Source organism: Mucilaginibacter sp. P5_A4 (assembly GCF_056400605.1).
The window spans coordinates 133,225-145,103 of sequence record NZ_JBFUKX010000006.1 but is presented as its reverse complement, the minus strand read 5'-3'; the positions used below and the strand labels follow the sequence as shown (position 1 = coordinate 145,103).

The 11,879-nt window shown below is 40.7% G+C and carries 6 protein-coding genes; all 6 read right to left on the bottom strand.

Annotated elements, in window-relative coordinates; all coding sequences use genetic code 11:
* On the bottom strand, window positions 1-3,606 hold the full coding sequence (locus AC1DQW_RS06265) for a BamA/TamA family outer membrane protein (protein WP_477453297.1): 3,606 nt from the start codon (window positions 3,604-3,606) through the stop codon (window positions 1-3).
* Window positions 3,599-4,225 carry a phosphatase PAP2 family protein gene (locus AC1DQW_RS06260; protein ID WP_477453296.1) on the bottom strand — a complete coding sequence of 209 codons (627 nt, stop codon included), beginning with the start codon at window positions 4,223-4,225 and terminating at the stop codon, window positions 3,599-3,601. The genes AC1DQW_RS06265 and AC1DQW_RS06260 overlap by 8 nt, the downstream gene beginning before the upstream one ends.
* Window positions 4,226-4,230: 5 nt before the next feature.
* Window positions 4,231-5,103, bottom strand: a complete 873-nt coding sequence (locus AC1DQW_RS06255; protein ID WP_477453295.1) for an SdiA-regulated domain-containing protein — start codon at window positions 5,101-5,103, stop codon at window positions 4,231-4,233.
* Window positions 5,104-5,114: 11 nt separating this feature from the next.
* Complete coding sequence (gene ppk1 / locus AC1DQW_RS06250; RefSeq protein ID WP_477453294.1) at window positions 5,115-7,142, bottom strand: polyphosphate kinase 1; 2,028 nt, start codon at window positions 7,140-7,142, stop codon at window positions 5,115-5,117.
* Window positions 7,143-7,178: 36 nt separating this feature from the next.
* Entirely contained in the window at window positions 7,179-8,423 is a 1,245-nt protein-coding gene (locus tag AC1DQW_RS06245) for a Pycsar system effector family protein (RefSeq protein ID WP_477453293.1), read from the bottom strand.
* Between the two features lie 397 nt (window positions 8,424-8,820).
* The gene (locus AC1DQW_RS06240) at window positions 8,821-11,847 is read right to left on the bottom strand and encodes a glycosyltransferase family 117 protein (RefSeq protein ID WP_477453292.1); all 3,027 of its coding nucleotides are present in this window, start codon (window positions 11,845-11,847) and stop codon (window positions 8,821-8,823) included.
* Window positions 11,848-11,879 lie beyond the last annotated feature (32 nt).

The window sequence follows — 11,879 nt, the reverse complement described above, 5'->3', positions numbered from 1 at the left end:
TTAAAACCTGAATGCTGTTGAAAGATAAGGGTACCATCCTTCTTCAGAGTGCCCGGCAACTATTTTTATTACCGCAAGCCTGGCCGGTGCAATATATACTCCACCGCCTGCACCGTTATGCCATTTATCAGAATGTTCGCCTTTTACCCACACCCTGCCAACATCATAAAAGCCCAGAAGCCCTGCCTGTCCGGGTACTATATAGCTGGCAAAATTAAATAATTTTATACGCAGCTCCAGGTTGTTATAAAAGCTATATTGCCCGGCAAAGCGGTATAATCTATAGCCCATCAGGTTATCCTGCCCGCCTAAAAATAAGGATTGATAAAAAGCCGTTTTACCAAGGGTAATACCACCCCCTACTCTATCAGCCAGCACAATGGTTCCCTGGGTGTTTAAACTTTTGTACAATGCCACTTGCGGAATAAGCTGTGTAAAGGTATTTGAATAGCTATTTAAACCGGCATAACCCTGCAGTTTAATATTTACATAGCTCCCCCAGGCGGGTAGTATCTTATTGTTACGCTTATCGCTGGTAAAGTTTAATATCACACCGGCGAAAAGTTTTCGTTTATCAAAGGTATAACTATCATCACTGTTAGTAAGTAATGGATTTGTAATTAAACGGCCCTTGTTATCATCAACATCCAAACTGTAATATTGAAATGACGGCCCTACACTTAAACTCGTTCCCGATTTGCTTACCCATTGTAAAGCCGGATCAAACTGAACTGTATTAAACCTTGTGCGATAAAAAGTTCTGTAATCTCCCGTTTTATCAAATACTGTTTCGTTACCCCTGCCAAAAAAGTTAATATTTCCCGGGGAGTTTGCCTGGAACTGCATCAGCAAATTTGCATCGCCCACGGCTTGCACCCATTCACCGTTATATTTAATCTTAAAAGCATTTGTACTGAATGAATGGCTAACAAATACCTGTTGTACATCATTATACGGTAACTTACGGAAACCTTCCTGGTGTGTGTATTTAAAACCTAAGCCCAGTAAAACGCCTTCATCAGGGTTAATTTCTATATTGGCCAGCGGCATGGTATTGCTTAACAGATTTGTTCGCAGGTAGGCTGTATTAGCGCTATCTGCCGAAATATGTTTGTGCACATTGGAGGTATCGCCAATAAGCGTAAGTTTTTTGCCCTTATCATAAAGCTGCACCGTATTTCTTGATTTAATGATATTGTAGTTTTTGGTACCGGTGCTATCAATAAGTCTCAGCTTAATAGGCGATGTTGCATTATTTAAAACTACTCTATCATCACCTCCCCCGGTATAAAGACGAATCTCTTTAGTGATATCAGCACTAAAATTGATGTTCATCAATGTATCTTTTACAATACCGTTTTTATTAATCTTGTTGATAGTGATATTTAAGCCTTTACCGGGAATGTCTTTAATATTTATCAATTCATCCTTGTTGGTGGTATGTACATCAACAATTTTATTGGCGAACTTATAGTAATAGTCCATAGCGGCAGGAATATTGGCCCTGCGTTCTTTTAATTGTTTAATCAATACATCATGTCGCAATTTGTAGGACGATTCGGGTAATCGCCTTAAACCAGCCTCTAAAACTTCATCAGTTTCTGCAGCCACAAAGTCTTTCACTATTTTCGTCCATTCATCGTAGTTGTATTTTACGGCCGGAAAGCGTTCCATGAACATGGTTTTCCAGATGGAGTAACGCACATCATAAATCTCGCCGTTAAAACCCTGCAGGTTTGGCGCCAGCCATGGTTGGGCGGCTATGGTTGGCAATATACCCTGGTTGGTATAAATTACCTGGTCGCGGTCGCGCGGCACAGCTGTATAAGAAATGCCTTTATCTGTTTTATCACCTTTCCAGCGCCACTGATCGCTATGCCTGTCCCAATCGCCTATCAGCAAATCGAGTAAACGGGCACGCAAAAATTCTTTGCCATCCACCGTGTTGTCATTATCCTTCAACAAGGTTTCTGTCATTTTGGTGCTATTGTCCGATTTTCCCGTGGGTTCTCTTTCTTCAATCAGTACTACCTTGTTATCAAATACTTCATTGAATTTACCAAGTTTTTCATCAGGCGATATCACCCCGATTACCGGGTTTGAATGCGGCACACGGGCAGCATCGGCCAAAGGCGGAACGATAAGTGCCGAAAAAGGGTGCTGCGCGCTCATGGCATCATTAACCCAATCTTTTGCAAAGGTTTCCTGGAATTCTTGCGGCAATATTTTTTCGGGGCTTTTCTCCACGCTGCGGATCACCCATTCCTTGTTATTCTTATCAGTTAAACGCAATGAGTGGGTTTGGAAACCGCCGCCAACCTTTAAAGGAGTTAGGCCGCCCTGAAATTCCGAGATTCTTATCACCGGTAATTTGGTATCAGCTGCCCATTCTTTACGGTAGTTTTCACCAAATAATGTCCGGTGAAATTTACTTACGCTATTATATGACGGATGAACCTTAACCACAATGCTATCAGCTGTGATAGGTTTAAGCGACGCATCAACCTGTTCTTTTACAGTTGTATAAGGCTGTGTATAGATAAATGCCTGCTTTATTCCTGTTTCGCCGTCAATATAATAAGTAAACCGGATGCTGTTATTGGTTAACATATCTGCAGTTACATAACCTTGTGTTGCATTGGCAAACAGGGAGTTTTTGCCTTTTATGGCGTAAGTATGCTTAGCACCTGCCCCACTAACAACCTGTACCTGGTTATCTTTAATAAACTGCAGGCCATGCTCATGACCGGCAACATGGATCATATTAGGAAAACCTTTAAAAACGCCGTCTATCCGGGTGATCATTTCCTTATATAAAGGATGGTTCAGGTCTTCGGGATTTGGAAACGATGACCGCAGAAATGGATAAAGCGAACCAATTACCGGCAGCGGGATCATTAAGCCGCTGTTTACCGCAGTTAAAGGAAAAATATGGTCTTTCAGTGAAAAATAACCGCCATGGGTACCATAACTCTGGAAAGGGTGATGAGATGCCAGCAGGATCACTTTATTGCGGTTCCTGTCCAGTATTTCCTTAAACTTATCTATAATATCATCTTTGGTTTTACAGTCGCACTCGGCGCCTGTATTATCTTTATTGTATTGATATAACCACCATTCACTATCAAAGGCAATAACGGTTAAGTTTTCATTGAGATCAATCTCTACCGGATCGGGGCAGCCATTTGCAGGGATCATCTTCAACAGACTATCCTGCTGTTCATCAAGGTATTGCCATTGGCGCTTTATTTTAGCAAGGCCCTGCGGTCCCATTTTATCCCAGTCATGGTTGCCGGGGATAAAATAAACCGGTGCGCCATTGGCCCGCATAGGTTGGTATTGCGATTGCAGGATCTTTTTTGTTTGTTCTTCTTCATTGCTGCCCGGCAAGTCCATGCCAGTTGGGTAAATATTATCGCCCAGGTACATCACAATGGTTTTGTTTTTTATGATGCTGCCTGCCGCGTGTTTTAAAACGGCGCTCTGCTGCATGTCCATTTCGCCGGCATCACCTATCAGTATTACCCGGTATTTAACCGAGTCCTGGGCCATTACAGTAAGCCTGCCCAATAATAAAATAAAAATAAGGGTTAAATGTTTATTCATGATAGCTGTGAGTTGATGTTGATTTTTTGAAAAGTTTCTGGTTAAGCCAATGGCCGGCATATGACGTGCCTATACCTACTGCAGCACCAGCTAACACATCCGAGGGGTAATGTTTACCCAAATACATCCTGGAATACCCTACCGATGATGCCCATAGGTAAGCCGGTACAGTTACATACCATTTATGGTATTGTATTGATATGGTGGTAGCCGTTGCAAAGGCCAAACTGCTATGCCCCGAAGGGAACGACTGATTATGCGTTGGCGAAAGTACAAATACATCATTTGGATACCTATCTGCAGGCCGGGTACGATTTACACTTACTTTAAGAATATCCGTTACTAAAACTGAGGCCCCTAAATTGATAAAGGTTTCGATTCCATTACGTTTAGCTGTTGCATCATCGGTAACGAAGCCATATATTAATGTACCAAACGTGGCTGCACCTGCAACATAATAAACTGAATTACTGGTATTACGCCAATATAAGGATGTTGGGTGCTGTGGATTGATGCTCTTTAAAATATCTATATCAGGATTTTGGGCAAAGCAAGGATGATAAGTCGTAAAAGTAACAATTGTGAAAAATATCCGGATCAGTTTTTTGTTTCTTATCATCGCTGTTATTTGCTGTAATTAAATTTCAATACATTACCTTCACTAATCTTGCTCCCTTCATTGGATATGTAAAGGTTATGCTGCGCGTCGAAAGTTATCCCCTCGGGCTGATTAAATGTTGAGGCATTTAGTGGGTAAACGGCTTTTACATTCCAGTTGGCATCAGCCACCACCAGCATTTTATTAACCGATGACAGGATGTACCACTCGTTTGTATTACTGTTTTTTGTTAATGCTGATGGATGGAAGCTTATCCGTTTTTTTTCAATTATCTTCTCAATTGATTTAACGTCAACACTGAAACCTCCGCTTTGCTTAAGTGTACCATCGGGCTGCAAGGCTAATATGTAGCCGCTGCTGCTTTTGGTAGTGCGGTCATCGGCACAATGTTTACATAAAATATAAAGCAGGCCCGATTTTTCATCGGCATACATGCCTTCGTATTCACCGGCAGGTAAAAGGTCTTCCAGCTTTTGTACGTTAGCAATTTCTTTGCTTCTTACCTGGTTAAACGGAAAAGTGAACAGTACACCGTCACTGCGCAACATAATTACCTGGTTATGGCAAATAGCTATATCCTCATAATCGCCTTTTTTACCAAACTTGCTGTAATTAACCTGCTTATCCCCTAACTTGAGATAGAATACCTTACCATCCTCGTCCTGCTCGGCATATAATGAATCGCTTTTGCCGTTATTGAAAGTGATGCCCGATATTTCAAGCAGTTCACCGGGCATATTATATTTTACCGGTTTATCCAGATCATAGCCTTTAGGGCTACTGCTTGGGTTGCTTTCAGTCTTATCGGTACATGATATAGCCGAGAGGATACCCGCCGAAACAAGTAATATAGTTAAATAAGTTATAGCTTTAAGCATAGTTTTAATCGTTAAATTGCTTTCAAAAGGTCATATATAGCACGTTGCGATTGTACCAAAGGTGTTTTGGCTTTAATTGCTATATTCTGCAATTGCTCATTGAGCATTACGGCCTGTACATTATCTTTTAATTGCACCTCAATAATTTGCAAAATTTCGGTCTTTATCTTTTCGTCATAAACAGGAAAGCAAACCTCAATACGACGATAAATGTTGCGGTTCATCCAATCGGCCGAGCCAAGAAATATTTTCTTATCACCGTTGTTATGGAAGATAAATATGCGGCCGTGTTCCAGGTAGCGGTCTACGATGCGCCTGATGGTAATGTTTTCGCTCATACCTTTAACGCCGGGGATCAAACAACAAACGCTTCTTACTAACAGGCTTATTTTAACACCGGCCTGTGATGCCTGGTACAATTTAGCAATTAGCTTACGCTCTTCCAAATTGTTTAGTTTTATGGTGATAGCTGCCGGTAAACCCTGTTCCGCGTTATTAATTTCCTGGTCTATTAATTCAATAAAACGCGATTGCAAATTAAACTGCGCTACCAGCAGATGCTTAAAATCAATGGGATAACCCTCTGCAGATTTTTTCCCTTTGGATAAAAAAATGAAGAGTAATTCCATCTCGCGCAGCAACAAAGAATTTGCCGTCATCATAATATGATCTGTATAAAAAGCGGCGGTACTTTCATTAAAATTACCGGTAGCCAGCAATCCCGAATATTTATCGCGGCCATCAATCCGCCTTTTTACCAGCGCCACCTTGGCATGAACCTTTAGGGCTTTATCACTGTAGATGATATCCACACCGGCGGCTTTCATTTTTTTTGCCCATTTAATGTTGTTGGCTTCATCAAAACGAGCTTTCAGCTCAACCATAACCCTTACCTTTTTGCCATTATTGGCAGCGCTGATGAGCGCGTTAACAATTCGCGAATCGCTGGCTACACGGTAAAGGGTAATATATATTTCATCTACAGATACATCGGTAGCGGCCTCGTTAAAAAAACGGAGTATAGTATTGTAGGATTGGTATGGCGCATGAAAAATGCAATCGCGCTTTTCGATATGATCAAATAACGAACCCTCTTCATCACCGGTATTGTTTGTAATGGGAGCCCAGCGGGCGTAACGCAGTGCCGGGTTATTAACCGGCAGCCCCATCAAATCCTTAAGGTTATGATACATGCCACCTTCAACCACGCTTGAGCTTTGCAAACTAAACTTTTCTGTAATAAAATGCAGGATACGTAAAGGAATACCGGGCTGGTGCAAAAAGCGGGTGGCTATACCCATGTCGCGTTTTAATAATTGTTTTTCGATCTGTTCAGATAGGTCGCCCTGGTATTCGTCCTTCAGGTCCAGCTCGGCATCGCGGGTTATTTTAATGCTATAACACCCGTTTATTATCTCATTTTTAAATAGCTTATTGAGGTTATGCCTAATGATATCGTCAAGGAATACAATGTATTGACCGTCATCAGCACTAACACTATAAAACCTTGGTAACTGGTTTGATGGGATATTGAGTATTACATTTCGCTCTTTATCATCTCCAGATCGAAGATTTACCAAAAAATATAACCTGTTATTTTCGGGGAAAAAGCTTTTTTTTGCGTCTGCAAGATCAATAGGCTGCAAAAAGGCCATTACCTGGCTATAGAAGTATTCGCTTGCTTTATCTTCAATAGCAGCGGGTAAAGTTTCATTAAAAAGGAGGCTGATTTTATTTTCTTTTAACAAGGGAATAAGCCTGCCCGTAAACACCTTCCCAAATCTTTGCTGCTGATGGCTTATCAGCTCCTGGGCTTCCAGTAAAACATCTTCCTTTTCGCTGTTGCCATGCCTCGCCAGGTTATGTAGGGCCAGTAAAACCGGCATTCGTACCCGGTAAAATTCATCTAAATTTGACGAAAATATCGACAGGAAGTTTACCCTTTCCATTAAGGGGAGATCCTCCTTTTCGGCCTCCATTAAAATGCGCCCGTTAAAAAGCAGCCAGCTCAGGTCCCTGTCAAAAAATGAGTAATCCATAAATAGCAGTATTTGTTTAGTAATAAAATTTACTGCTTACAGCAATGTTGAAATAATAAATGCAGCTACCGAAATAATAAGCCCAAACATGAATATATTATAAGAAGCACGCAACAACCTGTATTTTTTACCCAGTACAACGCCCTGCGAATAATTGTCGCGAATGAGGCTGCCATACAAAAAGTCGCTATCGTCCATCATTTTAATCATTCCATCGCTATATTCATTAAGCGACATCCGGTAAAAGTTACCAAAAAACAACAGGTTAACCGTTTTCTTTTCAATGTCATCATGCGTAAACAATCCGCTCGGGATAGAAGGCCGGGTTGCGAGTATCGAAAACGTCATGGTAAGTAAGCTTACGGCAAGCAGCATGAAAGTTGGTATCAGTAGGTTTGAGTGCTCGTCAAGCTTACGTAGTACCAAACTAATGATAGCCGATAAAATGATAGAGTTTACGGTGATCATGATATGAGCCTTATTGTCGGCCATATCGCTCAACCGCTGGTGGTTGCTTGAGCTGATGCGGAACATGGTTTCGATACCTCTTTCGGGCTTATCATTTTTGTGCTTTTTGCCATGCTTTTCGCTATCGGCTTTGCTGTCATCAATTGTTATAACAGCGTTTTCTTCTGCAGCGATTGTATTATTTTCTGCAGGCGGTGTAGCGGGCGCTTTATCTTGCACCCGGCCTTGTTTCTCTAAAAGCTTATCAAGATTTTTTTGCTGCTGATCGCCAAGCAGCAGGCGGCAATAATCGGTAAAAAACTGGTGCGATTGCAACAGCTCTATACTGCGCGCACGCCATTCATCTTTATCAAGTGTTATATGCTTTACTGTCTCTATCTCTTTGCGCACCATTTTACTTCTTTCCATGAAATCGTCGGTTCCCAAATGAAACAAATCGGCGTCACATAAAATTTCCTGGAGCAAGCCTATTGGCTTCTGCGGCATTTCGGTAGCCAGGATACAGGCTTTAATTTTATTTATTACGGGCTGTGCTACCTTTAATTGTTTCAATTCATGCTCAGCAATACTTATACTTTTTGCCTCATGATCAGCCCTATCTGTAAAATAACCTGTGTCATGAAACCACGCGGCCGATATCACCACAAAAAAGTCCTCATCGCTTAACTGGTAATGGTTGGCTATTTTAATGGCTGCAGCAACTACATCTTTAGTATGTTTAATGTTATGATATATAAGTTCGGGATCCTGGTAAGCATCAAAATAGGATGTTACGTACTGTTTTACCTCTTCTAATAGTTGTTGAAATTTCATTTGTTTTGGGTAATTGTTAGTCAAATTTATTCTAAAAATCTTTATTAACAGTTTAATAAAAATTATGGGCCTAATTATTACTTAAGGTTTACTTTAAAACAAGGTAAACTACAGTTGATAACTTTTCAAATCTTGTTTCCATTAATAAATCGGGTAGTTGTTACTTAAATAAAAATAAAAGGCAAACCGGAAAGATGAAATGTAGTTTTAAACGTTTTTGCATACCGGCTATGAAAATAAATAAAGAAGCCGACTTTATTTATTTTTATTTAATATTTAGCCTCACCCTAACCTTCTTCAAAGCTGAGTGAGTTTTAAAAAAAATGGAAGCCTCCGGTGCGAAAGCTTCCATTTTTATATTAACCTGAAAATCAAAGACCCTTCGTGTCAGGCTCTTTTATGGCTGTTGTCCGCCCAATAATGGTGAAAACTTTTTAACGTAATCCTTTAGCTGGCCGTCGAACTTTTTAAATAATCCTGTTTGGTTATTCTCTTTCATAAAATCACTCATCCCGTTTAGCACCTGCAAGCTGATTTGTACATCACGCGTACTTAAACCGCTGCCGTTGGATGATAATAAATGATAGTTATAATCAAGCTGATCAACCACATAGTCATCAATATTATTCACCAGTTTAGTGCCCAATACCACATCATTCAATTGGAAAGCCATCTGGGCTAAAAATATTTTACGTCCGGCTATATCTATGTAAGGATTGATATCCGGCATTTCCTGGTCGTATTTATGCAGAACTTTTAATGCCAGGTCGTTATGGCCTTCTTTCATCAGGTTCTGGATCAGATCGCTAAATGTGGTGATCATTACCGGGTAAAACATAGATGTTGATTCATGATCAAGATACTTGGCTGTTTTAAAATTACCAAATTTAAACTTGTTCATTACGTTATCATACATCACCAAGGTGTTTGTTTTGCTTAACTGATCGCGTATGGTTGTATCCTTCTGGAATGGTATTAAATGATACGTAAACCCTTCTTTGTACAGGTACGGCTGTAAGCCAATCAAATTTTCGTTTCCGATGGTGGTAGTAAAGCAAATAGGCCTTTTCCAGTTATTATGCGCCAGGATATCCAGCATGGCCAGGTTCTCTTTAGTTATATAGTTTGGCGGAAATTTCCATTCCATACTGGTAGTTAATTTGCTTTTCTGTTCCGGGGTAACAACACCCATTTTAACCACTTCATCAGGATTAATAGTAATCTTCAGGTTTTTCGTCGGCATATAATTGCCAAAATCTCCACTTTGATATTCTACCTGGGCTGCTTTATTATCAGAAGTTATAAAATCAAACACTTCTTTTACTTCCTGCGGACCGTCTAATTTACGGTCGCTGTAGTAAATAGCATCCCTTACCCCCTCTTTATACTTATCAAAAGGCATAGTGATAGGCAATGGTTCCGATTGGTTCATTTTACCCTGCATCTGGCGAATATACCAATCGCCGGTAAACAAGCTTAAGTTCACTATACGTACATCAGGCCTTATGCCCTCAACTTCCTGATCATACCATAAAGAGTAGGTGTCATTATCACCATAAGTAAACAAAATAGCATTTTTAGGGCACGATATCAGGTAGTTATATGCCATATCATGCGGAGTCATTTTGGTCGACCGGTCATGAGCTTTCCATTCTTTGCTGGCTAATAATACCGGGGCAACCAGTATACAAATAACCGTCGACCCAATTGCCGCAGTACGGCCATCCAAAAACTTTCGCGCACTTTCGGCAATGGCAATCACGCCCAGGCCAATCCAAATAGCAAAGGCGTAAAAGGAACCTACATAAGAGTAATCACGCTCACGGGGTTGTACACTTGGCTGATTCACATACATCACAATGGCCAGCCCGGTAAAGAAGAAAAGTAGCAGCACAACCAATGCGTCTTTCTTTTTGCGGGTAAAATGGTAAGCAGCTCCAATAAAGCCTATTAGTAGCGGCAGCGCATATAATGGTGTATAAGTAGGCGCATTAACTACAGATTTTGGCAGGTGCCGGCTTCCATCCATAATACCGGATGTCCAGTTGCCATCAATATTTTCGGTACTTTGCTGTCCGTCTGCATCGTTATAGCGGCCAACAAAATTCCATAGAAAATAGCGCCAGTACATTTGGTACATTTGCCAGCTAAACATCCATTTCAGGTTATCAACCATTGTAGGTGCCTGCCCGTCAGGAATGCGTAACCAGTCTTTATAAAACTGAACATCCTGCGGATCTGTACTGTACATACGCGGAAGAAAGGTGGTATGGTCATATACGGTCTCGACCTTACGGCCCGCGTTTTCATATTTAGTTTTTCCTTTACGGTAAATAATGCTGCCCTCTTTTTGCTCAACAACCTTTGCATCATAATACTGGCCGTTTAATAATGGATTTTCACCGTATTGAATCCTGTTTAGGTAACCATAAAGTACAAACGCGTTGTCGGGATGGGAGTTATTTAAATCGGGATTTGCTGTAGCCCTGATAGGAATGTACGCAAATGATCCATAACCAAAATAAATAAAGGCCAAGCATAACAAGGCAAGGTTTAAAACAGGTTTTTTAGCGCGAATGCTATACACTATGCCGGCAACTAATGCAGCCACGATCAATAATATAAAGAAAAATGCGCCGGTACCAAAACCCAGCCCTAAGGTGTTTACAAAGAAAAGATCAAAATATGCAGCAAATTTTATGGTGTATCCCCTAACGCCATACTGTACCAGTCCAAGTATAACAATACCGGCCAGGAAAGCCAGTATACCATTACCAACAGTAATTTTTTTGCTCCTGCGGAAAAAATAAACTATGGCCAGTGCCGGTATAGTTAGTAAGTTAAGCAGGTGAATACCTATTGATAAGCCAATAACATAGGCTATAAAAATCAGCCATTTATCAGCGCCTTTTTCGTCGGCATGGGCATCCCATTTTAATATGGCCCAAAATACAATAGCGGTACACAATGACGATAAGGCAAACACTATGGTTTCAACAGCCGAGAACCAAAAAGTATCGGTATAAGTAAATGCCAGTGCACCTACAAGCCCCGCTCCCATGATCAGGATAAGGTTTGTTTGGTCAACCACATCATCGCGCTTGTTCAATAGTAACTTTTTTGCCAATGCGGTAATTGTCCAAAACAAAAACATAATGGTAGCGCCACTTGCAATTGCCGAACCCATATTGGTAAAATAAGGAACTTTAGTATTATCGCCCATGGAAAGAAGGGAAAATAACTTGCCCAGCATAGCAAATACCGGGTATCCGGGCTGATGGGCTACCTGTAAGCGGTAGGCGCATGAAATAAATTCACCGCAATCCCAAAAACTTACGGAAGGTTCTAATGTTAAGATGTAGGTTACAGAAGCTATAACAAAGCAAAGCCAGCCTAAAAGATTATTGATTTTTTTGTACTGCATTTAATATATATGGTATATGGTTTTATCGCGCG

Bases quoted from the DNA above. Each gene is read 5' to 3' on its own strand.
- AC1DQW_RS06265 (WP_477453297.1), bottom strand. From the start codon at position 3,606: ATGAATAAACATTTAACCCTTATTTTTATTTTATTATTGGGCAGGCTT.
- AC1DQW_RS06260 (WP_477453296.1), bottom strand. From the start codon at position 4,225: ATGATAAGAAACAAAAAACTGATCCGGATATTTTTCACAATTGTTACT.
- AC1DQW_RS06255 (WP_477453295.1), bottom strand. From the start codon at position 5,103: ATGCTTAAAGCTATAACTTATTTAACTATATTACTTGTTTCGGCGGGT.
- ppk1 (WP_477453294.1), bottom strand. From the start codon at position 7,142: ATGGATTACTCATTTTTTGACAGGGACCTGAGCTGGCTGCTTTTTAAC.
- AC1DQW_RS06245 (WP_477453293.1), bottom strand. From the start codon at position 8,423: ATGAAATTTCAACAACTATTAGAAGAGGTAAAACAGTACGTAACATCC.
- AC1DQW_RS06240 (WP_477453292.1), bottom strand. From the start codon at position 11,847: ATGCAGTACAAAAAAATCAATAATCTTTTAGGCTGGCTTTGCTTTGTT.